Below are 22714 nucleotides of genomic sequence, written 5' to 3' on the forward strand. Positions count from 1 at the left end.
TCGAGGGTCGTCATCATGGGCAGGACTGCGATCTCGTTGAATCCCGTCGCCGGCGACGCGCTGCGCCTGCTCGGCGCCCAAGTGAGGATCGCGCGGCACGCGCGCCGCTGGAGTTCAGCCGAACTGGCGGCGCGCGCCGGAGTCTCGGTCCCCACGGTTCTCGCGCTCGAGACCGGCAAGCCGTCGGTCTCGATCGGGAACGCTCTGAACATCGCCGTCCTCGCGGGCGTCGACCTGTTCGGCATCACCGACCCCGTGGAGCTGGCCCGCGCCCGCAAGCGCGGTGAGGACCGCGTCGCCCTGCTTCCCGCCAAGACCTACATGCCGCGGGAGGGCGCCGATGGCGACTTCGACTTCTGACATCTACGTCTGGACCTGGTTGCCCGGGTCGTCCGAGCCCGTTCCCGCGGGGCTCCTGCGGCGTCGTGGCGACGACCTCCGCTTCCGCTACAGCGACAGGTATGCGGCGAGGACCGAGGCGATCAGTCTCTACGGCCCCGCCCTCCCGCTCCAGCCCGGCGTATGGTTCGAGCCGCAGGCGAACCTGCACATGCCGGGCGCGATCAGAGATGCGTCCCCGGACAACTGGGGGCGGCGGGTCATCGTCAACCGCACGCTCGGCCAGGAGGCGGATGGAGACACCACCCTGCTCGATGAGGGCGAGTATCTGATCCGCTCCGCCTCCAACCGTCTCGGGGCCATCGACTTCCAGAGCCGACCGGACGAGTACGAACTCAGCGGCGAAGCCGCCTCCCTCACCGAGCTGTACGACGCCGCCGAACTCGTGCAAGCAGGAACACCGCTCACTCCCGACCTCGATGACGCGCTCCTGGCCGGAACGGCCATCGGCGGGGCACGACCGAAGGCACTTCTCGCGAGCGAGGAGACCGAGTACATCGCCAAGTTCGCGACCTCGGACGACCCGATCGACGTGGTCGGCGCCGAGGCCGCTGCCACCTTCCTGGCCTCCCACGCCGGGATCCCGACCGCGGAGATGACGATCGTCCGCTCGCTGGGTCGGAAGGCACTGCTTCTCAAGCGGTTCGATCGTCCGGGCGGAGGTCGTCGTCACCACGTCGTCTCCGCGCTGACCCTGCTCGATGCGCCGGAGACATTCCTGCCGTACGGCTCGTACCCTGAGATCCTCGACGCACTGAGGACCACCACCGCGCGGCCCGAGGGCGTGAGCGACCAGATCTTCCGTCGCGTCGCCTTCAACATCGCCGTGAGCAACACGGACGACCACCTGCGCAATCACGCGGCATTCTGGGACGGTCGGCATCTCGAGCTGACACCGGCCTACGATCTCAGCCCTGCGAGCAGCCGGAGCGAACGCGCGAACCAGGCCTTGGCGTACAGCAGATCCGGACGGAGAGACTCGAATCTCGGGAGTCTGCTCTCCGCAGCAGCCGATTACGGTCTCAGTCGCCGCGCCGCGTCGGCGATCGTCGAGGAGGTCCGGGACGCCATCCACAGCCACTGGGACGATGCCGCCGAGTTCGCGCAGCTGACGATGGTCGACAAGCAAATCCTCTGGCGCCGGCAGATCCTCCACCCGTCCATCGACTGGTGACCGTCGATGGACGCACCCCTCAGTGCCACCATCGCGCCGTCGCGTGCGCCGCGATGCGGCGGAACGGGAGAAGCCCCGCTCACCGCCTCCGGGGAGGCAGGTGCGGGGCTTCGTTCGTGCGGTGCTGTGCTCGTGCGGTGCTCGTGCGGTACCGCGCTCGTGCAGTGCTGTGGCGAGTGAGGGATTCGAACCCCCGAAGGCTACGCCGTCTGATTTACAGTCAGATCCCTTTGGCCGCTAGGGTAACTCGCCGTCGCGCACCCGACCGGGAGGCATGCTCTCGACCGACGGCGCTGGACAAGGATACCCGCGGGCTCGCGAGATGGGAAATCGGCCGGATCGGGGATCGGCGTCAGCCCGCCGCCGCGGCGTAGCGGGACGCCGCCTCGGCGACCTTCCCCGCGTAGCTCGTCGCCGGGTTGTAGGCCGCGATCGCGTCGCGCCAGCCCGACTGCGTGGTGAGGTCGCCGCCGGACTCGCAGAGGTAGCGCGCCGCCGTGACCGCCTGCTGGTCGACGTTCTGCGGGTCCCAGCCGCGCGAGGCCCAGCGCATCCAGGTGGCGGGGATGATCTGCAGCGGCCCCATCGCGCGGTCCGTCTCCGGGTCGCCGTCGAGTGCGCCGCCGTCGTTGTCCTCGACGCGGTCGAACTGCGTGCCGTCGAGCGACGGTCCGTAGATCGGCTCGGTCGGGCGCCCGTCCTCGCCGAGCTCGCCGCCGAAGATCGTGCCGTGGCGGCTCTCGACGTAGCCGATGCCGGCGAGCGTCGCCCAGTCCAGGCCGCAGCCGGGGTCGACGGAGGAGGTGAGCAGCGCCGCGCCCGCATAGGCGGTGAGCGCGCGCACCGGGATCCCGCTGCCCTCGGCCGTGCCGGCCAGCCACTCGCCGCTGGTGAGCAGGCGGACGGGCGTCGCCGCCGTCTCGTCCGGGTCCTCCAGCAGCGCCGGATCGGCCGCGGCCGGGGCGGGGGCCGCCGGGGGAACGGTCACCAGGCCGTCCTCGACCTCCACGGCGGGCTCCGCCGGACGGGTGCAGCCCGCCAGCACGAGACCGACGAGCGGCAGGATCAGCAGGGCGGGGAGACGGCGCACGCCTCCTTCGTACCAGGGCCACCTCCGCATCGGCCCCGCCGAGGCACGAAAGCTAAGCTCGGAGGCATGGCAGATTCAACGTTCGACGTCGTCAGCAAGGTCGACAAGATGGAGGCGGACAACGCCCTCAACCAGGCCCACAAGGAGGTCGAGCAGCGCTACGACTTCAAGAACGTCGGCGCCTCGATCGCGTGGAGCGGCGAGAAGATCCTGATCAAGGCGAACACCGAGGAGCGGGCGAACGCGATCCTCGACGTGTTCCAGACCAAGCTCATCAAGCGCGGCATCAGCCTGAAGAGCCTCGACTCGGGCGAGCCGTTCGCCTCGGGCAAGGAGTACCGGATCGAGTCGACCCTCAAGGACGGCATCGACCAGGAGCACGCGAAGAAGATCAACAAGCTGATCCGCGACGAGGCCCCCAAGTCGGTCAAGTCGCAGATCCAGGGCGACGAGCTCCGCGTCTCGTCCAAGAGCCGGGACGACCTCCAGGCGACGATGGCGCTGCTGCGCGGGGCCGACCTCGACCTCGACCTGCAGTTCGTCAACTTCCGCTGAGGGATGTCGCACTCCGAGAGCACGCGGACCCGCCGCGGCATCGACGAGCCCGACGCGCGGGGCCGCACCGGCCTCGACCGCGAGGGCTTCGACCTGACCGGCAACCCCGACGTGGTGGTGAAGGCGGTCACCCTCCTCTCCAGCCACTGGTACGTCCTGCGCACCACCGAGTTCGAGTACCGGCACCGCGACGGCCGCTGGAGCACCGAGCACCGCGAGACGTACGACCGCGGCAACGGCGCGGCCGTGCTCCTCTACGACCTCGACGCCCGCTCCGTGGTCCTGGTGCGGCAGTTCCGCTACCCCACCTACGTCAACGGCAACCTCGACGGCATGTTGCTCGAGGTGCCGGCCGGCCTGCTCGACGAGGACGGTCCGGAGGAGGGCGCGCGCCGCGAGGCGTCCGAGGAGACGGGCCTCGAGGTCGGCCGCCTCGAGCACGTCTTCGACGCCTACATGAGCCCGGGCTCGATCACCGAGATGCTGCACTTCTACGCCGGCCCGTACCGTGCGGGCTCGAGCGACGGCGTCTACGCCGGGCTCGCCGACGAGGGCGAGGACACCGAGCTGGTCGAGCTGTCCTTCGACGAGGCCATCGCCCAGATCGGCGTCCAGATCATCGACGCGAAGACGATCATGCTGCTGCAGTGGGCGGCGCTGCGCGGCCCCTTCTCGCGCTGACCGCGGGGCTCCTCGGCCCGCGCGTGGGTCTCGATACGCCGCTGCGCGGCTACTCGACCAGCATGATCCTGCGCGTGCTGGACGACTCCTCGACCAGCAGGAAGCACATGCTGATCGAGTAGCCCTCGAAGAGGGCGTATCGAGATCCAGCGTCGAACGCACGTCGGTCTCGATACGCCGCTGCGCGGCTACTCGACCAGCATGATGGCGCCGCACCGCGGCTCCTCAAGCGGCATGCCACGCCGCACTGCGGCTCCTCAGTCGGCATGATGCGGCGCCGTGCTGCGGCTCCTCTACCCGCAGCCACTGCATGCTGATCGAGTAGCCCTCGACGAGGGCGTATCGAGATCCGCCGCTCAGCCCGTGTAGGCCCGCAGCGCGTCGGCCGTCCGGGTCTGGGCCCCCGCGACGAGCTCCGCGGGCGTCCCCTCGAAGACGATCGCCCCGCCGTCGTGCCCCGCACCGGGTCCGACGTCGATGATCCAGTCGGCGTGCGCCATCAGCGCCTGGTGGTGCTCGATCACGATCACCGAGGAGCCGGAGTCGACGAGGCGGTCGAGCAGGCCGAGGAGATTGTCGACGTCGGCCAGGTGCAGCCCGGTGGTCGGCTCGTCGAGGATGTAGACCGAGCCCTTCGAGGCCATGTTGATCGCGAGCTTCAACCGCTGCCGCTCGCCGCCGGACAGCGTGTTCAGCGGCTGCCCGAGGGTGAGGTAGCCGAGGCCGACGTCGACGAGGCGGGCCAGGATCGTGTGCGCCGGCCCGGAGCCGAAGAACGCGGCCGCCTCGACGATCGGCATCGACAGCACCTCGTGGATGTTCTTCCCGCGCAGCCGGTACTCGAGGACCTCGGCGGTGAACCGCCTGCCCTCGCACTCCTCGCAGACCGACGACACCGTCGCCGCGGGGCCGAGCTCGGTGAAGATCAGCCCGGCGCCCTTGCAGACCGGGCAGGCACCCGCGGAGTTGGCGCTGAACAGCGCCGCCTTGACGCCGTTCTCCTTCGCGAAGGCGGTGCGGATCGCGTCGAGCACGCCCGTGTAGGTGGCGGGGTTGCTCCGCCGGGAGCCGCGGATCGGCGACTGGTCGGCGACGATCACCCCCGGCCGCTCCGCCAGCGAGCCGTGGATGAGCGAGGACTTGCCCGAGCCGGCGACGCCCGTGACGACGGTCAGCACCCCGAGCGGCACGTCCACGTCGACGCCGCGCAGGTTGTGCGTCGCGGCACCGCGGATCTCGGCGACCCCCGTCGGCCGCCGCACCTCGCTCTTCAGCGGCACCCGGTGGTCGAGGTGGCGCCCGGTGAGGGTGTCGGAGTCGCGCAGCGCCTCGACCGGGCCCTCGAAGCGGATCTCGCCGCCGTGCGCACCGGCCCGCGGGCCGAGATCGATCACGTGATCGGCCACGGCGATGATCTCCGGCTTGTGCTCGACGACGAGCACGGTGTTCCCCTTGTCGCGCAGCCGCCGCAACAGCTCGATCACCCGGGAGACGTCGTGCGGGTGGAGCCCCGCCGTCGGCTCGTCGAAGACGTAGGTGATGTCGGTGAGGCTCGAGCCCAGGTGCCGGACCATCTTCACCCGCTGCGCCTCGCCGCCCGAGAGCGTGCCCGACTCTCGGTCGAGCGAGAGGTAGCCGAGCCCGACCTGCACCAGCGAGTCCAGCGTGCCGAGCAGCGCGTCGACGATCGGGGCGACGGACGGATCGCGGACCCCGCGCAGCCACTCCGCGAGGTCGGTCGCCTGCATCGACGAGCACTCGGCGATGCTCCGGCCCTCGATCAGCGAGGACAGCGCCGCCCGGGTGAGTCGAGCTCCCCCGCACTCCGGGCAGGCCCCGAAGGTGGCCACGCGCTCGGCGAACGCGCGGATGTGCGGCTGCGCGGCCTCCTTCGCCAGGTAGAGCCGCGTCACCTTGACCACGAGGCCCTCGTAGGTGAGGTTCATCCCCGCGATCGCCATCTTCACGGCGGGCCGGTAGAGGAAGTCGTCGAGCTGCTCGGGAGTGAACTCGGCGATCGGCACGTCGGCCGGATACAGCCCCGACTCGGCGAGGCTCTTCCAGTACCAGCCGCCGACGACGAAGTTCGGGATCGCGTCGAGAGCCCCGCCCTCGAGCGACTTCGAGCGGTCGAACAGCGCCTCGAGGTCGATGTCGGAGACGCGGCCGGTGCCCTCGCAACGCGGGCACATCCCCTCGGGCAGGTTGAACGAGAACGCTCCGCTGGTGCCCACGTGCGGGTCGCCGATGCGGCTGAAGAGGATGCGGAGCATCGTGTACGCGTCGGTCGCGGTGCCGACGGTGGACCGGCCGTTCGCCCCCATCCGCTCCTGATCGACGACGATCGTCGCCGACAGCCCGTCGAGCGACTCGACGTCCGGCCGCGCCGGCGAGCCCATGAACTGCTGCAGGAACGCGGAGTAGGTCTCGTTGATCAGCCGCTGAGACTCGGCCGCGATCGTCCCGAAGACCAGCGAGGACTTGCCGGAGCCCGAGACGCCCGTGAACACCGTGATCCGGCGCTTCGGGATGTCGACGTCGACGCCGCGGAGGTTGTTCTGGCGGGCGCCGCGCACCCGGATGACGTCGTGCGGATCGGAGCCGTGCGGATCGGCGTCGCGCGGGCCCGCGGCACCGGTGGTCGAGAGGGTCATGCGGTCTCCGTCCGTCAGCGGTGCCCGAATCCTAGGGGAGGCCTCCGACACCCGGGAGGACTCAGCCGGTCCAGGTGAGGACGCGCGTGCCGGTGCGCCAGGGGGTCTCGGCGGGCCAGGTGCGCAGCGTGACGGTCTGCGGCGTCGGCAGCGGCCGGTCGAAGACGAAGCGGAACGCGCCGGTCGCGTCGGTCTCGATCGGCAGCTGGACGGGATCCTCGCCGAGGCGGATCTGGATCCTCTGACCCGCGGGGACCGTGCCCTCGACGCCGGTCGCGTCGAGACGGGTGATCCGGATGGGCGAGTCCTCGACCTGCTCCGGCACCGGTGCACGCTCGGAGGGACCGCCGTCGAGGACGATGCGCTCGTCGATCGTGTGGCCGTTGAGCGTCGCGACGAGTCGGGTGCTGCCGCCGGGAGCGTCCGGCCGCGCGGTGAGGGTGAAGCGCCCGTCCGCCGCGGTGACCGGATCGGAGGCGGGGAACCCGTTCTTCGTCGCGTCGACGCTGTCCTGGGGCATGGTCTGCAGCTGCACGGCCGCGCCGGGAGTGACGGTCCCGGTCACCGTGCGCCCCTCGACGCGCAGATCCCGGCCCCATTCGACGACGGGCTTCGGTGTCGGCGTCCCCGACGTCGTCACCGCGAGGGTCTTCCCGGTGCTCGCGAAGCCGCCCGTGTCGGTGGTGGAGGAGTGCAGCTCGTAGGTCTCGGTGGTGCCGGGCCCCTGCAGGCCGTGCGCGTCGCGGCAGACCCAGCGGCCGATCTTGTTCACCTTCGCGGCGCCGCAGACGAGGTCCTTCGTGGTCGCGCTCCGGACCTGCACGAACGAGCCCGGAGTCCCGGTGCCGGTGAGCGCCGTGACACTCGGCACGGCGACGGCGGACTGCGTGAGTGGACCGTCGAATCCCCAGTCCCGCTGCACCGCGGCCACCGACGCGAGGACCGTCTCCTCGCTGACGATCGGCGTCGCGAACATGTTCCGCGACGGCGTCCACAGCGGCAGCTCGTCCAGTGCGTGCCGGTAGCGGCTCTGCATGGTCGTGCGGATCGATCCCAGCGGCGTCCTGAACTCGTCGACGTGCACCGGCGTCGGATTCGTCGTGGGCAGCGCGTCGAGGTCGACGTCGTGCAGGAAGCCGCTGATGCGCACGCCGCCGTTCTCGTTCATCGTGTCCGCCCACTTCTTCCGGAACTCCGTGAACACGGCCCCGTTGTTGTAGACGTCCAGCAGCGAGTCGAGCCCCTGATCCAGGCTCCTCTCCCCCGCCCACGCGATCCGGGCCAGCTCCTGATCGGTCTCGTCGCGGACCTCCTGCTTCAGCGCCTGCGTGCCCGTGCGGCCCAGGGTCGTCAGATCCTCCCCCTCGCCCAGCTGCTGCAGATCGACCTTCGCCTGGAGGTAGTCGGCGCGGTAGCGGGCCTCGTCCATCCGGTCCGAGACCGCGTCGCGCATCGCGTCCGCCATCGCGTTCGCCTGCTTCTCCAGCTCGGGCCGCGCCCAGTCCGCGAACGCCACAGCCATCTGCTGCCCCGCATCCATCGACTCCTCCACCGGCGACGGATGCGACATCAGCGACGCGGCCAGATAGATCACCATCAGCGGCGCCAGCTCCGGCACCGCGGCCGTCAGCAGCCCGACCATCGAGAAGATGTAGTCCGTCTCGCTGCCGCCCTGGCTGAACGCGATCGTCGAGGTGATGAACCCGATCACCGCTCCCGCCGCGCCGAGCGTGTTCGCGATCCGCGCGCCCAGCATCGGCGCGACCGTCGTCGCCACGTCCGCCGTCGTGTTCGCGATCGACAGCGCACTCGTGTCCCCCTGCATCAGCCCCAGCACGTCCAGCCCGAGGGTCCCCGCGCCCAGGCCGTCCGTCCCCGCGAAGAACCGCATCGGCATCTTCTCGAACCCGTCCACCAGCGTCGGGTACCGCGCCCACACCCCCGACGCCAGACCCGGGCCGCGCACCTGCCGGATCGCATCGCCCACCGGATCCGCCAGCATCCGCCGCTGCACCGCTCGCGGCCCCTGGAACGCCGACGACACCTCCGCCGCCACCCGCGCCTCGAACGCCGCGGCGTCAGCGGCCGACGACGGCCTGCGCGACGTCGCCGCGCACGCGAGGCACGACTCTCCCGGGCCCGCCCCCGGCCGGCCCTCGGGCCCGACCGGGGAGGCGGGCCGGCTCGGCGATCCGACCGGTGTGGGCGGCTGCTCCGGCGCGTCCCAGGTGCCCGCCACCGGCACGACGTCGGTCCGACCCCGCAGATCGGCCGCCGCCCAGTCGTCGAAACCGTCGCGGAGGGTGACGTCGAGCGTGATGTAGTACTCGCCGCCGATGAGGAGGCTGCTGGGGTTGTACTCGGGGCGCGTCGTCGCCCCCCGCTCGCGCGCGAAGGTGATCTCGGTCGGCGGATGCATCGCGATGCTCAACCGAGCCGACGCCGCACGGAGCCATCCTTCGCGATGCGCCGCCGGGGTATCGGCGGCGAGGAACTTGTCCGCAGCGTGCTTCTGGGCCCGCAGGAAGTACGGATCCACGCTGATCGAGGGGAACTCCTCCTGCGTGAACTCCGCCCGGCCGCTCGGATCGCGCGCCGTCAGGACCTCCCGCGCCGCGGTCAGCCCGCGCGGTCCCCCGTGGGTGAAGACCTCCTGCAGACGCTCGAGGACCTCGCCCTCGCCGTCGGCGGGTCCGGTCAGGGGCCAGGACGTCCACTCGGGCGTCGGGATCCAGATCTCGCCGTTCGGCTCGGCTCCGCCGGCCGTCGCCACCGCGTGCATGAGCTCGTGGTGCACCGACGTCTCAGGGCCCAGCAGCCGGCCCGCCCCCGTCGCGGGGTCGAACCACAGGGACCCCCTCGTCTCCCCGTCCCCCCAGATGTGCGGACTCAGGGCGATCATGCTGCCCGACCCCTCGATGCCGCTGTCCAGGGAGGTCGCCGTCGTGCCTCCGACCTGGCTCAACGAGCGCTCCGCGAAGACGATCTGCACGTCCGACGTCACCGCAGCGGAGCCGTTCGGCCCCGGAGCGGTCCAGACGGCGGTCGCGTCCGGACCGAGGAGGTGCGGGATCGCCTTCAGCTCCGCGGCACCCGTCGGGGTCGCGCGGATCAGGTCGAGGACTCCCGACACCCGATCCACCAGGGTCTGGAAGCGGTCCTCCGAGAGCACCGTCCCGTCGGGGTCGAGCCCGTTCGCCCGCGAGGACGGGACGACGTTCGTGACCCCGATGCCGGGCGCGATGCGGACGACGCGGTAGGGAAGGCGCGATTCGCGCTGCATCAGGGTCAACCCGTCTGCACCCGGATCGCGGACGTCGACGCGCTTCGTCTGCGCGGCACCGCCGGGTGCGGGGGGCTGAGGCGCCGCATGCGCAGGGGGAGCCAGCATGCCCACCAGGAGTGACAGCGCGACGACGACGGCCGCCGTCCTCGCTCGTCGCCTCGTCCGAACGCCGACCGCTTCTCGTGTGCCCATCCCAGGGACGGTAGTGATCCCTCGGACCCGGCCGCGAGCGTGCTCGCCGAGCTGGCGCACGGTGGCCGGGTGCGCTCGGACACCGACGCGCTCTCCCGGGTCGTGAGCGCTGTCGGCAGACGCCGAAGGGCCCCCGGATCACTCCGGAGGCCCTTCGGACGGACGCGGGTCAGCTCGAGACGGGCTGTCCCAGCGAGATCGAGATCATGTCCTCGCGCGGGACGACCTTGACGCGTGCGCGGCCCTGCGGAGCGCCGAGCGACTGCTCGTGCTCGTCGAGGCGGTGCCAGCCGTCGAGATCCGTGTACGCGATGCCGCGCTCCTCCAGGAGGGCGACGACCGCGGACTCCTCGGGGTGCGCCGGAGTCCACCAGGACGCCTGGTCGTTGAGCACGTGCCCGACGGTCTCCATCGCGTCCGACTTGGTGTGCCCGATCAGGCCGACCGGTCCGCGCTTGATCCAGCCGGTGGCGTAGACGCCGTGCACGGGCTCGTCTTTGTCGTCGAGCACCTGGCCCTCGCGGTTCGGGATCACGCCGCGCATCTCGTCGAACGGCAGCCCGTCGAGCGGGGAGCCGAAGTATCCGACGGCCCGGTAGACGGCCTGCACCGCGATCTCGCGGATCTCGCCGGTGCCGCGGGTGCCGCCCTCGCCGTCGGGCTCGGTGCGCTCGTAGCGGATGGCGGAGACCCGGCCGGTGCCGTCGTCGACGAGCTCGAGCGGCTTGGCCCAGAAGTGCAGGTGCAGCCGGCGCGAGGCGGAGCCGACCTCGCGGGTGCGCCACTGGTTCAGCACCCGGTTGATCACCATGACCTGCTTGTTCGTCTCGATCGCCGCCTGCGAGGCGGGGTCGAGCACGAAGTCCTCGTCGGCGACGATCATGTCGACGTCGCGCAGCTCGCCGAGCTCGCGCAGCTCCAGCGGGGTGAACTTCACCTGCGCCGGGCCGCGGCGGCCGAAGACGTGCACGTCGGTGACGGGCGAGGCGGCGAGCCCCTCGTAGACGTTCGGCGGCACCTCGGTCGGCAGGAGGTCCTCGGCGTGCTTCGCGAGCATCCGCGAGACGTCGAGCGCCACGTTGCCGTTGCCGATCACGGCGACGGAGGAGGCCTCGAGCGGCCAGGTGCGCGCGACGTCCGGGTGGCCGTCGAACCAGCTGACGAAGTCGGCGGCTCCGTACGAGCCCTCGAGCTCCACGCCCGGGATGTCCAGCGGCGCGTCGCGGATCGCCCCGGTCGAGAAGATCACGGCGTTGTAGTGCCGCTTGAGGTCCTCGAGCGTGATGTCGGTGCCGAAGTGGACGTTGCCGAAGATGCGGATGTCGCCGCGGTCGAGCACCTCGCGGAGCGCCGTGATGATGCCCTTGATGCGCGGGTGGTCCGGCGCGACGCCGTAGCGGACGAGTCCGTAGGGCGCCGGCAGGTGCTCGAACAGGTCGATCGAGACGTCGTACTTCTTCTCGGCCTTGATCATCAGATCGGCGGCGTAGATGCCCGCGGGACCCGCGCCGACGATGGCCAGCCTGAGCTTGGTCATTGCATTCCTCCTGCCGGGGCGCCGAGGCGCGTCTCCGGGCTCATTCCTGCGGCGCGCGGGAGGCGCGTCGCGACGATCGGGGTCAGCCGTTGCGGTCGACGACCGTGTCGGCGAAGCGCGTCAGCGCCTTGCGGACCGGTCCGTCGGGCAGCGGGGAGAGGGCGGCGACGGCTTCGTCGGCCCAGCGGTGGGCCTCGGCGAGGGTCTGCGCCGTCACGGAGTGGTCACGCAGCTGAGCGATGGCGTCGGTGATGTCGGCGCTCTGCTCGTCGGTGTGCGCGATCGCGTCGTTCGAGCGGCTGACGTAGCTCTCGATCCGGGCGAGCAGCACGGCCGCGTCCCGATCGGTCGCCGCGCGCTCGCGCAGCCGCAGGATCGGGAGGGTGGAGACGCCCGCGCGGATGTCGGTGCCGGGGTTCTTCCCGGTCTCCTCCGGCTGCGGCGAGAGGTCGATGACGTCGTCGACGATCTGGAAGGCGACGCCGATCTTCTCGCCGAAGACGCGCACCGCCTCCTCGAACGGAGCGGGCGCCTCGGAGAAGACGACTCCGGTGCGGGCGGCCGCGGCGATCAGCGAGCCGGTCTTGTCGGCCAGGACGCCGAGGTAGTGCTCGACCGGGTCCTCGTCGGAGCCCGGGCCGACCGTCTCGTGCAGCTGGCCGAGCACGAGGCGCTCGAAGGTGTCGGTCTGCAGGCGGATCGCGCGCTCGCCCAGCTCGGTCATCAGCTGGTTCGCCCGGGCGAAGAGCAGGTCGCCGGTGAGGATGGCGACGTTGTTGCCCCACACCGTCTGGGCCGAGGGCACGCCGCGGCGCTTCTCCGCCTCGTCCATCACGTCGTCGTGGTACAGCGAGCCGAGGTGGGTGATCTCGATGGCCTGCGCGGCGCTGAGCACCTCGGGGGTGTTGCCGCGGCCGAGCTGCGCGGTGAGCAGGGTGAGCATCGGCCGCACGCGCTTGCCGCCGGCCTCCAGGAGATAGCGGGTCGACACGTCGGCGACGGCGTCCGCGAACGAGAGCTGCTGGACCATGCCGGCCTCGACCCGCTCGAGCCCGTCGTCGATGGCGCGCGCGAGGGCGCGATCCGGCGCGGTCGAGAAGATGCGCTCGGAGAGGCCGAGCTGCGCCGTCAGAGACGGGCTGCGGCGGGCGACGGGCGCACTGGCGTTCACACTCAAACCCTAACGGCTCGGCCCGGCAGGCCCCTGGACGCGCATCAGGTCGCCGCGATCGGCTTGACCCCGCGGTGCAGCGCGACGATCCCGGCGGTGAGGTCGCGGTGGGCGACGCGCTCGAAGCCGGCCTCGCGGAGCCAGCCGGCGACGACCTTCTGCTCCGGCCAGGCGCGGATGGAGTCGCCGAGGTAGTCGTAGGCCGGGTCGTTCGAGGACGCGAGGCGCACGATCGCGGGCATGATCCGCGAGAGGTAGAGGTCGTAGGCGGCGGCGAGGGGCTTCAGCGGCGGGGTGGAGAACTCGCAGATGACGACGCGGCCGCCCGGCTTCACGACGCGGAAGAACTCGGCGAGCGCCGTCCGCGGCTCGGACACGTTGCGGAGGCCGAAGGAGATGGTGACGGCGTCGAAGGAGTCGTCCTCGAAGGGTAGGTCCATCGCGTCCGCGAGGACGAACTCGATCAGCTCGTTCTCGGCGTGCCGACGGCGGCCGACGGAGATCATGCCGCGGGAGAAGTCGGCGGCGACGACCTGCGCGCCGGAGCGCGCGAGCGAGGCGCTGGAGGTGCCGGTGCCCGCCGCCACGTCGAGGATGCGCTCGCCCTGGGTCGGGTTGACAGCGCGGGTCGTGGCGATCCGCCAGAGGTGGTCGTTGCCGACGGACAGGACGGTGTTCGTCAGGTCGTAGGCGGGCGCCACCGTGTCGAACATGGCAGCGACCTCGTCGGGCCGCTTGGTGAGGTCTGCCTTGGTCACGAGGAACGAGTCTAGGGCGAGCGGCGGGGCGGCGGCTGTGCATCACCCGCCCTTGCACATCCGCTCAGCGGCCCGCCCTCGACCGGGGGCCGCCCGGAGGAGAGGAGGACGGAGACGCCGGAAGGAGCGAGAAGAGGGGCGGAGGTGCCGGGGCCGCCTTGCTCCGCCTAGCTGTGGCGGCCCCGGACTCGGAAACCGTAGCAGCGACCCCCCGCGCGAGGGTGTTCGAGGCGTACAACGTCTCGCCTTCCGGCGCGGGCGTACTGTTGTGGAGTGACATCGACCGGGGCCGGAGCTCCTCCCCTCCATGCCGTGACGACCCCGCTGGACGGCCCCCAGGAGCTGATCCCCCGCGTGGATCCGCGGCGTCCGCTGCTCTGGCAGCGCGGGGGCGCGGGGCTGGCCGGACTCGGCGAGACGCTGCGGCTCGAGTTCTCAGGTCCGGATCGTCTCCGCGACGCCTCCGCAGCGTGGCGCGAACTGTCGTCCGCCGCCGTCGTCGAGGACCCGCTCGGCGTGCCGGGCACCGGGCTGGTCGCCTTCGGCGCCTTCGCCTTCTCGAGCCGATCGAGCGCCCGGAGCGTCCTCATCGTCCCGAGCACCGTGATCGGCTCCCGTGGCGGGCGCTCGTGGCTGACGCGCATCCGTCCGGCCGGAGCGGCCGCGGAGTCCAGCGCCGCCCCCGCCGCGGTTCCCTACGGCGACGAGTACCGCCTCCCCCTCCTCCCCGGCGCGATGTCGCCGGACGCCTACCGCGCCGCCGTCGCGTCGGCCGTCGGCACGATCCGCTCGGGCGCCCTGGAGAAGGTCGTCCTCGCGCGGGACCTGCAGGGTCGGCTCCCCCGCGACGCCGATCGCCGGCGTCTGCTCCGCGATCTGGCGAACGCCTACCCCGACTGCTGGACCTTCTCGGTCGACGGGTTCCTCGGTGCCAGCCCCGAGACGCTCGTCGGCGTCGACCACGGGGTCGTCACCGCCCGCGTCCTCGCCGGCACCAGCGCGCGCGGCGCCGACGCGGAGGAGGACGCCGCGATCGTCCGTGCGCTCCTGGCGAGCCCGAAGGACCGCTCCGAGCACTCCTTCGCGATCGCGAGCCTCCTGCGCGAGCTGCGCCGGCACACCGGCGCGCTCTCGACGACTCCCGAGCCGTTCGCCCTCAAGCTGCCGAACCTGTGGCACCTGGCGACCGACGTCCGCGGGACCCTCGACGACGCCTCGACCGCGCTCGACCTCGTCGACGCCCTGCACCCCACGGCCGCCGTCGCCGGCACCCCGACCGACCGGGCCCTCGATCTGCTGGAGGAGCTGGAGCCGTTCGACCGCGGCCGCTACGCCGGCCCGGTCGGCTGGATCGACGGCAACGGCGACGGCGAGTGGGCCGTGGGCCTGCGCAGCGCCCAGGTCTCCGCCGAGGGCGGGGTCACCGCGTGGGCCGGCGCGGGCATCGTCGCCGACAGCGACCCCGACGCGGAGCTCGCGGAGACCGGGATGAAGTTCCGGCCGATCCTCGACGCCCTCGCCTGACGACTCCCCCGGGCCGGCCTGCGCCGCGCGGCGCTAGCGCTCGAGGGCGATCTCGACGATGCCGGGACCCTCGCCCGGCGAGGTGAGGGCCTGCTCGAGCTCGCCGCGGGTGGCGACCAGGCGGTGCGACCAGCCGTAGGCCCGCGCCAGCGAGGCGATGTCGACCGTCTGCGGCGTGAACTGCACGCGGTCGAAGGCGTCCGGAGCGGAGCTGGTGGCCACCTCCAGCCCGTCGAAGATGGTGCCGCCGCCGTCGTTGACCACCACGAGCTGGACCCGGGGCCGGCGCTCGCCCGGCGCGAGCAGCAGACCGCCCGCCTCGTGCAGGAGCGTGAGGTCGCCGAGGACGACGCGGGTCGCACCGCCCGAGCCGGCCTCGCCCGACTGCGAGGCGACGGCGATGCCGAGCGCCGTCGACACGGTGCCGTCGATGCCGGCGAGCCCGCGGTTCGAGTGCACCGTGATCCTCTTGCCGGGCAGGGAGCCGTCCGCGACGCGGATCAGGCGCGACGCGCCGAAGAGCAGCCGGTCGTGCGGCCAGGTCACGCGCCAGACGGCGGCGACGACGAACTCGCGGGTGAGTGGAGCGCGGATCGCGGTGAGCGCGTTGCGCGCATAGCCGCGGCGGTCCTCGATCGACATCGAGCCGCCGTCGGGCGCCTCGGGGATCGCGTCGGGATCGGCCTCGGCGAGCAGTGCGCGGCTCGCGGACACCCAGGAGCCGGCCCAGGCGCGCTCGGTCCGCTCGGGGCGCGGCGAGCCCTCCGGGCGGACGACGGCGAGGGCGCGGATGCTGCGGGCGCGGCGGCCCGGGTTGTAGAACTCGCGGCGGCCGCGGTCGACGACGATCACCTCGACGTCCTCGCGGCGCAGGAGCTCGGGGACCTCGCGGGAGAGCGTCGGGTGCCCGAGGACGATCGCGCGGCGCACGCGTCCGCCGAATGCGGGCTCGGCCAGGAGCCGACGCCAGGCGACGACCAGCTGCGGCCCGAACCGGGCTCCGGAGGACACCTCGGCGAGCAGCGGCCAGTCGCCCGCGCGGGCGAGCGCCTCCGCGTCGGCACCCGCCTTGTCGCCGGCGATCACGACGGTGAGCGGCTCGTCGGGGCCGGCGCAGATCGGCTCCGGGGTGACGGTCGTCTCCGGAGCGCCCGCGGCGTCGCTCGGCGCGGGGGCGGAAGATCCCGTCTCGGGGAGGTCGAACGCGGGCAGGCGGGAGGACAGCGGGTCGCGGAAGGCGAGGTTGAGGTGCACCGGGCCGCCCGGGCGCAGCGCCGCGGCGTGCGCGCGGTCGGCGAGGGCTTCGGCCGATTCCGCAGTGGTGGTCGCGTCGGGCGCGGCGACGTCCTCGAAGAGGCGGACGGCGCGGCCGAACAGCTCCACCTGGTCGGTGGTCTGGTTCGAGCGGATGCCGCGCAGCTCGTCTGGGCGGTCGGCGGTCAGGACGATCAGCGGCACGTCCGAGGCGTCCGCCTCGAGCACGGCCGGGTGCAGGTTCGCGGTCGCGGTGCCGGAGGTGGTGATCAGGACGGCGGGCGATCCGGTCTCCAGGGCGAGCCCGAGCGCGAGGAAGCCGGCGGAGCGCTCGTCGATCCGCACGTGCAGGCGGACGGCGCCGCGGGTCTCCAGCTCGGCGGCGACGAGGGCGAGCGCCTGGGAGCGGGAGCCGGGTGAGACGACGAGGTCGCGGACGCCGAGCGCGACGAAGCGGGTGAGGAGGTCGACCGCGAAACGGGTGGAGGGGGCGACCGGAGCCGCGTCAGGCATCCCGACGGCCGGTGCCGTCCGACTCGCCGGAGTCGTCGAGATCGGCGAGGTCGCGCTCGAGCTGCGCGATGCGCTCGGCCTGCTCGCGCTCCTTCTCGGGGTCGGGCTCGCGGCGGAGGGTGCCGAGGAAGTCGGGATCGTCGTCCGGGGCCGTGAAGCGACGGCTCTCGGAGCGCTGCTTGCGGGGCCGGCCGATCCAGAACCAGAGGCCCGCGCCGATGAGCGGCAGGAGGAGGACCACGAGGACCCAGGACCACTTGGGGATCGCGCGCACGGAGTGGCGGTTGCTCAGGGCGACGTCGATCACGGTGTAGACCGTGAAGACGGCGAGGGCCACGAGCAGGCCGATGACGAGGCGGATCATGCTGTCCAGTGTACGTCCGGCGTCCTCGAAGGATCCGGGCGCACGGATGCTGGACAGGGAGCTCCCGGGGTGCTCACGGACGCGCATGCAGGGGGCGACGTACACTTGCCCGGTGAAACTGAGCCGCGCGGTCGTCGTCTACTCGCTCCTGCGTCTGGCCATGTTCGCCGGCGTCTTCGTGCTGGTGTACCTGCCGGCGCGCTCCTTCGTGGACTCCGAGCTGACGGCGGCCGTCACGGCCGGCTTCGTCGCCGCGATCGCGAGCATGTCGCTGTCCTACATCGTTCTGCGGAAGCCCCGCGAGCGCATCGCCGAGGCCATCTACGAGCGCCGCAAGGACGTGCCGCGCACGCCCACCGACGACGACATCGAGGACGCGGCCGTCGACGCGGCCCGCGACGGCCGCTAGCGGCCCTCCGCCCCGCTCGCGCAGCGGACCCGCCCCTGCTGATCGAGCATCGCCGCCCGCGGGTCCGTGCATGCTGATCGAGCATCGCGGCCCGCGGGTCCGCACATGCTGATCGAGTAGCCCGCGCAGCGGGCGTATCGAGATCCACCACCGCAGACACGGTGGCCCTCAGCCCCACGTCTCGACGACCGCGGGTCTCGATACGCCCCTTCGGGGCTACTCGACCAGCATGGAGAAGGCGAGCAGATCGTCTTCTGGCGCCCGCCGGGTCAGAAGGCCAGGGCCGCGCCGAGGACGGCGGCGTAGACGAGGCCGCTGAGGCTCGTCAGCTGCAGGGCGAGGATGAGCTCCTTCGCCGTGCGCGCCGTGAGGGTGATGAGGATCGCGGGCAGGACCGCGAGCAGGACGAAGAGCGTCAGCCAGGCGAGCGGGTAGAACAGCGCGAGCACGACCGCGATGCCGAACGGCACCAGCACGAACGCGCTGTAGAGCGCGCGGGCGATGGTCGGGCCCACGACGACCGCGAGCGTCCGCTTGCCCGAGAGGCGGTCGGTCGGGATGTCGCGGATGTTGTTGACCATCAGCACCGCGCAGGCGAACAGGCCCGCGGCGACGGCGCCGAGCCAGGACTCCTGGTTCGCGCGGCCGATCTGCACGAAGGTCGTGCCGACCGTGGCGACGATCCCGAAGAAGACGAAGACGAAGAGCTCGCCGAGGCCGAGGTAGCCGTAGGGCCGCCGACCGCCGGTGTAGAACCAGGCCGCGGCGATCGCCGCCGCGCCGATGATGAGGAACCACCAGAAGCCGGAGAGGATCGTCAGCACGAGCCCCGCGACTCCGGCGATGCCGAAGAAGACCAGGGCGACCGTGAGCACGGCGCGCGGCTTCGCGGCTCCGGACCCGGTGAGGCGGGAGGGCCCGACGCGGTTCGCGTCGGTGCCGCGGATGCCGTCGGAGTAGTCGTTGGCGTAGTTGACGCCGATCTGGAGCGCGAGCGCCACGACGAGGCAGAGCAGGGCGCGCACCCAGTGCCAGCCCTCGTCCGTCACCTGCGTCGATCCGGTGCCGATCAGGACGGGAGCGATGGCGAGCGGGAGGGTCCGCAGGCGGGCGCCGGCGATCCACTCGCGCGGGCCGGCGGGCTCCACGACGGCGCGGCGGGGGTCGCCGCCCGGGCGTCCGCTCCGGGGCTTCGCCGACGGCTTCTTCTTTCGACTCGAACTCGACACGGAGGGAATCCTACCCAGTGGTCCGTGCACGTCCCGGGCCCTCGGCCGCCCGGCGAAGGGCCGCCGCGCGACCCGCCGTCAGAGCGCTGCGCCCGCCGCGAGGCGCTCGAGGGCGCGGCGATCGGGCTTCCCGGACGCGAGCAGCGGGATCTCCGCGACGACCACGATCGCCGCCAGCGCGGCCGCGCGTCCGAGCCGCTCGACGACCCCGGAGCGCACCCGGGCGAGGTCGACGTCGGGCGCGGTCGTCGCGACGACCGGGACCTCGCCCCACTGCTCGTCCGGCCGGCGCACGACGACGGCGTCCGGGAGGAGCTCCTCGCGCAGCAGGTGCTCGACGGCGTCCAGCGACACCTTCTCGCCGCCCGAGACGATGACGCGGTCGAGCCGGCCCGTGACGCGCAGACGGCCGTCCTCGACGGTGCCGGCATCGCCGGTGCGGTACCAGCGCTCGCCGTCGAGGGTGACGAAGGAGGCGGCGCTGCGCTCGGCGTCCAGGCCGCCGTCGGCGTCGAGGTAGCCCTCCGCGAGGGTCGGGCCGCCGAGGAGCACCTGGCCGTCGTCGACGCGCATCCGCACGTCGCGCAGCGGCACGCCGTCGTAGACGCAGCCGCCGGCGGTCTCGCTCGAGCCGTAGGTGAGCCGGATCCGCACGCCGAGCGCCGCCGCCCGGTCGCGCAGTGCCTGGGGGGTGGACTGGCCGCCGATCAGCAGCCCGTCGAAGGAGGCGAGGACCGCGGCCTCGGCGGGATCGCTCTCGGCGAGGTCGAGGAGCCGCGCGAGCTGCACGGGCACGAGCGACGAGTAGCGCCGCTCCCCCGCGGGCATGGTCCGGGCGAGGGCGAGGAAGGCGGCGGCGTCGAAGCCGCCGGCCGAAAGCACCACCGGGTCCGCGTCGGCGGTGAGCGAGCGGACCAGCACCTGCACGCCCGCGACGTAGTGCGTGGGCAGGCAGAGCAGCCAGCGGCCCGGGCCGCCGAGCTCGGCGAGCGTCGCGGACGCGCTGGTGAGCAGCGCGGAGGTGGCGAGTGCCACCCGCTTGGGCGGGCCGGAGGATCCGGAGGTCTCGACGACGACGGCGACGCGCTGCGGGACGACCGCGTCCGGCCCCGGGTCGGACCCCGCTGCGGGCGGCGCGATCCGCACCGCGGGGCCGCTGCCGTCGAGGGCGGCGCGGAGGGCGATCAGCACCTTCTCCGGAGCGGGGTCGACGGCGGCGAGCGGACGCGTCATCGCCGGGCCGTCCCGGGCCGGGTCCGCACGCTCAGAACTGCCACGGGAACGGCGACCAGTCGGGAGCGCGCTTCTCGAGGAAGGAGTCGCGCCCCTCGACGGCCTCGTCGGTGCCGTAGGCCAGGCGGGTGGTCTCGCCGGCGAAGAGCTGCTGGCCGACCAGGCCGTCGTCGACGGCGTTGAACGCGTACTTCAGCATCCGGATCGCGGTGGGCGACTTGGTGAGGATCGTCTCGGCCCACTCCAGGGCGGTCGCCTCGAGCTCGGCGTGCGGGACCACGGCGTTCACGGCGCCCATCTCGTAGGCGCGCTGCGCGGAGTACTCGCGGGCGAGGAAGAACACCTCGCGGGCGTTCTTCTGCCCGATCTGCCGGGCGAAGTACGCGGAGCCGTAGCCGGCGTCGAAGGAGCCGACGTCCGCGTCGGTCTGCTTGAAGCGGCCGTGCTCGGCGGAGGCGATGGTCAGGTCGCAGACCACGTGCAGCGAGTGCCCGCCGCCGGCCGCCCAGCCGGGGACGGCGGCGATGACGACCTTGGGCATGAACCGGATCAGCCGCTGGACCTCGAGGATGTGCAGCCGGCCGTTCCGGGCGGAGTCGATGCCCTCCGCGGTCTCGCCGTCGGAGTAGCGGTAGCCGTCGCGGCCGCGGATGCGCTGGTCGCCGCCCGAGCAGAAGGCCCAGCCGCCGTCGCGCGGGCTGGGGCCGTTGCCGGTGAGGATCACGACGCCGATGCGGGGGTTCGTCCGCGCGTCCTCGAGCGCCCGGAACAGCTCGTCGACGGTGCGCGGCCGGAAGGCGTTGCGCACCTCCGGGCGATCGAACGCGACCCGGGCGATGCGGCCCGAGCGGTCGTGGTGGTAGGTGATGTCCTCGAGACCGTCGAAGCCGTCGACCGGCGCCCAGCGGCGCGCGTCGAACAGCTCGGAAACCTGCGTGCTCATGGCCTCGACCCTACTGTCGGCGGCTGGAGGCGCGGTCCCGGTGCGAGCGGGAGGGTGGATCTCGATGCGCCCGCTCCGCGGGCACCGCCATCGGTCGGGGACGCAGAAGAGGGACCCCGCTGCTGCGGGGTCCCTCCTCAGGTGGTGCGGTGGTGCTACTTCTTGGCGGAGGTGGTGCGGTTCTCGGCCGACACCATCCAGGCGTACTGCTCGAGGCTCTGGATGATCGCGTGCAGGAGGTCCGCGCTGGTCGGGTCCTCCTCGTCCACCTGGTCGTGCACCTCGCGCATGGTGGCGGCGGTGTTCTCCAGGCGGATGGTGACGAGGTCGACCGTCTCGGCGGTGTCGATCTCGCCGTGCGGGTACTCCGGAAGGGTGGTGGTCGCCGCGACGGTGTCGCTGCGGCCGTCCGGGATGCCGTGCAGGGCGCGCATGCGCTCGGCGATGTCGTCGCTGAACTCGCGTGCGGCGTCGATGATCTCGTCGAGCTGGAGGTGGAGGTCGCGGAAGTTCTTGCCGACGACGTTCCAGTGGGCCTGCTTGCCCTGGACGTGCAGCTCGATCAGGTCGACGAGGACGATCTGGAGGCTGTCGAGCAGCTCCTTGGAGGCCTTGAAGCCCTTCTCGGCGTTCTGGCGGCGGCTGGTCTTCGCTCCGGAGCCGGCAGGGGCTTCGACGTGGCGCTCGAGGGTGGTGGTCATGGACCGTTCCTTTCTCTGACAGTGTCGGGAGGCGGAGATCCCGGCTACAAGTGTGTCTTCTTCGGCTGGACGTCGCCCGGACGCGCGGGGTGCGCGGACTGGACGCCGTCCGTGGGACTAGAGGGTGGCCACCGAGCCCGCATCGACTCGGTAGTTCGAGCCGTTGACGAACGAGGCGCGGTCGGAGCAGAGGAACGCGATCACGGCGGCGACCTCCTCGGGGCGCCCGCGGCGCTTGAGCTCGAGGTAGGGGCGCTCCTCGGCGAGGAAGGACGAGATGGCCTCCTCCGTCGAGGTGCCGTTCTCGTCGGCGCGCTTCTCCATCATGGCGTCGGTCATCGGGGTGTGGATGAAGGCCGGGGAGACGGCGTTCACGAGCAGGCCCTCGAGAGCGTAGGAGCGCGAGAGGCCCTTCGCGAAGGCGAGCACGCCGGCCTTGGCCGCGCAGTAGGGCAGCTCGTCGTCGTAGGGCTGCACCGCGTCCTCGGAGGCGGTGAGCACGAGGCGGCCCCACCCTCCGGAGCGCAGGTCGGGCAGGAACTCGCGGACGAGCCGGACGGGGCCGAGCAGATCGGTCTCGAGGGTGCTGGTCCAGCCCTCGTCGTCGATCTCGTGGAACATCCCCTGCGCGCCGGTGACGCCCGCGCACTGGACGAGGATGTCGATCTCGCCGACGGCCTCGGCCGTGCGCTCGTGCAGGGCGGCGAGCTCGGAGACGCTCGTGACATCGGCCGCGAACGCGTGCAGCGTGCCGTCGGCCGCGCCGAGCCTCGCGGCCGCCTCGTCGAGCTTCGCCTGGTCCTTGTCGGTCACGACGACGGTGACGCCCTCCGCGAGGAGCAGCTGGGCGGTGTGCCAGCCGATGCCGGAGTCGCCGCCGGTGACGAGGGCGGTGCGCCCGGAGATGCCGAGATCCATGGATGCCGTTCCCTTCCTGTCGCTCCCGGCCGCGCGGGGCGGGCCGAGGTGATGACTCCGGTCTACGCGCCCCGGCGGGCGGGCCTCAACCGGCTTGCGCGAACCCACCGGCGGGTCTAGCGCGCGGCG

At 72.3% G+C, this 22714-nt stretch carries 20 protein-coding genes and 1 tRNA gene; 7 read left to right on the plus strand and 14 right to left on the minus strand.

Annotated elements, in window-relative coordinates:
- Positions 1-15 precede the first annotated feature (15 nt).
- The gene (locus tag HQQ82_RS07695; protein ID WP_173232473.1) at positions 16-360 is read left to right on the plus strand and encodes a helix-turn-helix transcriptional regulator; all 345 of its coding nucleotides are present in this window, start codon (positions 16-18) and stop codon (positions 358-360) included.
- Positions 341-1573, plus strand: coding sequence for a type II toxin-antitoxin system HipA family toxin (locus HQQ82_RS07700; protein ID WP_173232474.1), 1233 nt, complete (start codon positions 341-343; stop codon positions 1571-1573). The genes HQQ82_RS07695 and HQQ82_RS07700 overlap by 20 nt, the downstream gene beginning before the upstream one ends.
- A gap of 170 nt (positions 1574-1743) precedes the next feature.
- On the opposite strand, the gene HQQ82_RS07705 is transcribed toward HQQ82_RS07700, so the two are convergent.
- Together HQQ82_RS07705 and HQQ82_RS07710 are read right to left on the minus strand one after the other, a co-directional pair.
- Positions 1744-1825, minus strand: a tRNA-Tyr gene (locus HQQ82_RS07705).
- A gap of 100 nt (positions 1826-1925) precedes the next feature.
- On the minus strand, positions 1926-2663 hold the full coding sequence (locus HQQ82_RS07710; RefSeq protein WP_173232475.1) for a hypothetical protein: 738 nt from the start codon (positions 2661-2663) through the stop codon (positions 1926-1928).
- A 66-nt stretch (positions 2664-2729) separates the two neighbouring features.
- Between HQQ82_RS07710 and HQQ82_RS07715 the strand changes: the two genes are divergently transcribed.
- From HQQ82_RS07715 to HQQ82_RS19520, 3 genes are read left to right on the plus strand one after another with little or no spacing between them, the layout of a single operon-like run.
- Positions 2730-3218, plus strand: a complete 489-nt coding sequence (locus HQQ82_RS07715; RefSeq protein WP_056041500.1) for a YajQ family cyclic di-GMP-binding protein — start codon at positions 2730-2732, stop codon at positions 3216-3218.
- 3 nt (positions 3219-3221) lie between these two features.
- Positions 3222-3899 carry an NUDIX domain-containing protein gene (locus HQQ82_RS07720; RefSeq protein ID WP_173232476.1) on the plus strand — a complete coding sequence of 226 codons (678 nt, stop codon included), beginning with the start codon at positions 3222-3224 and terminating at the stop codon, positions 3897-3899.
- Positions 3866-4021: a hypothetical protein gene (locus HQQ82_RS19520; RefSeq protein ID WP_216848413.1), complete on the plus strand. Its 156-nt coding sequence runs from the start codon at positions 3866-3868 to the stop codon at positions 4019-4021. The genes HQQ82_RS07720 and HQQ82_RS19520 overlap by 34 nt, the downstream gene beginning before the upstream one ends.
- Before the next feature lie 234 nt (positions 4022-4255).
- Here HQQ82_RS19520 and HQQ82_RS07725 read toward each other — a convergent pair whose 3' ends face one another.
- The 5 genes from HQQ82_RS07725 to ubiE form a co-directional block, all read right to left on the minus strand.
- Positions 4256-6553 (minus strand): excinuclease ABC subunit UvrA, encoded by a 2298-nt coding sequence (locus HQQ82_RS07725; protein WP_173232477.1) that lies wholly within the window; start codon positions 6551-6553, stop codon positions 4256-4258.
- Positions 6554-6614: 61 nt separating this feature from the next.
- Positions 6615-9836 carry a hypothetical protein gene (locus HQQ82_RS07730; protein WP_173232478.1) on the minus strand — a complete coding sequence of 1074 codons (3222 nt, stop codon included), beginning with the start codon at positions 9834-9836 and terminating at the stop codon, positions 6615-6617.
- 364 nt (positions 9837-10200) lie between these two features.
- On the minus strand, positions 10201-11568 hold the full coding sequence (locus HQQ82_RS07735; protein WP_173232479.1) for an FAD-dependent oxidoreductase: 1368 nt from the start codon (positions 11566-11568) through the stop codon (positions 10201-10203).
- A gap of 82 nt (positions 11569-11650) precedes the next feature.
- A complete protein-coding gene (locus HQQ82_RS07740; protein WP_173232480.1) occupies positions 11651-12739 on the minus strand; it encodes a polyprenyl synthetase family protein in 1089 nt (362 codons plus the stop codon).
- 44 nt (positions 12740-12783) lie between these two features.
- Positions 12784-13497, minus strand: a complete 714-nt coding sequence (gene ubiE, locus HQQ82_RS07745) for a bifunctional demethylmenaquinone methyltransferase/2-methoxy-6-polyprenyl-1,4-benzoquinol methylase UbiE (protein WP_173232481.1) — start codon at positions 13495-13497, stop codon at positions 12784-12786.
- 312 nt (positions 13498-13809) lie between these two features.
- On the opposite strand from ubiE, the gene HQQ82_RS07750 reads away from it, so the two are divergent.
- Positions 13810-15021, plus strand: a complete 1212-nt coding sequence (locus tag HQQ82_RS07750) for an isochorismate synthase MenF (protein ID WP_367947864.1) — start codon at positions 13810-13812, stop codon at positions 15019-15021.
- 33 nt (positions 15022-15054) lie between these two features.
- Here HQQ82_RS07750 and menD read toward each other — a convergent pair whose 3' ends face one another.
- Entirely contained in the window at positions 15055-16788 is a 1734-nt protein-coding gene (menD, locus tag HQQ82_RS07755) for a 2-succinyl-5-enolpyruvyl-6-hydroxy-3-cyclohexene-1-carboxylic-acid synthase (RefSeq protein WP_173232483.1), read from the minus strand.
- Positions 16781-17152 carry a PLDc N-terminal domain-containing protein gene (locus HQQ82_RS07760; protein ID WP_173232484.1) on the minus strand — a complete coding sequence of 124 codons (372 nt, stop codon included), beginning with the start codon at positions 17150-17152 and terminating at the stop codon, positions 16781-16783. Before HQQ82_RS07760 ends, menD begins: the two co-directional genes overlap by 8 nt.
- A gap of 112 nt (positions 17153-17264) precedes the next feature.
- On the opposite strand from HQQ82_RS07760, the gene HQQ82_RS07765 reads away from it, so the two are divergent.
- Positions 17265-17561: a DUF4229 domain-containing protein gene (locus tag HQQ82_RS07765; protein ID WP_173232485.1), complete on the plus strand. Its 297-nt coding sequence runs from the start codon at positions 17265-17267 to the stop codon at positions 17559-17561.
- A gap of 269 nt (positions 17562-17830) precedes the next feature.
- Here HQQ82_RS07765 and HQQ82_RS07770 read toward each other — a convergent pair whose 3' ends face one another.
- From HQQ82_RS07770 to HQQ82_RS07790, 5 genes are all read right to left on the minus strand, one after another.
- Positions 17831-18790, minus strand: coding sequence for a 1,4-dihydroxy-2-naphthoate polyprenyltransferase (locus tag HQQ82_RS07770; protein ID WP_367947865.1), 960 nt, complete (start codon positions 18788-18790; stop codon positions 17831-17833).
- A 78-nt stretch (positions 18791-18868) separates the two neighbouring features.
- Positions 18869-20023, minus strand: a complete 1155-nt coding sequence (locus HQQ82_RS07775; protein ID WP_173232486.1) for an AMP-binding protein — start codon at positions 20021-20023, stop codon at positions 18869-18871.
- Between the two features lie 31 nt (positions 20024-20054).
- Entirely contained in the window at positions 20055-20966 is a 912-nt protein-coding gene (locus HQQ82_RS07780; RefSeq protein ID WP_173232487.1) for a 1,4-dihydroxy-2-naphthoyl-CoA synthase, read from the minus strand.
- A 155-nt stretch (positions 20967-21121) separates the two neighbouring features.
- Positions 21122-21667 carry a Dps family protein gene (locus HQQ82_RS07785; protein WP_173232488.1) on the minus strand — a complete coding sequence of 182 codons (546 nt, stop codon included), beginning with the start codon at positions 21665-21667 and terminating at the stop codon, positions 21122-21124.
- 117 nt (positions 21668-21784) lie between these two features.
- Positions 21785-22585: an SDR family NAD(P)-dependent oxidoreductase gene (locus tag HQQ82_RS07790; protein ID WP_173232489.1), complete on the minus strand. Its 801-nt coding sequence runs from the start codon at positions 22583-22585 to the stop codon at positions 21785-21787.
- Between the last annotated feature and the right edge of the window lie 129 nt (positions 22586-22714).

It is taken from the genome of Rathayibacter sp. VKM Ac-2856 (genome assembly GCF_013205055.1).
Classification (GTDB): Bacteria; Actinomycetota; Actinomycetes; order Actinomycetales; family Microbacteriaceae; genus Rathayibacter.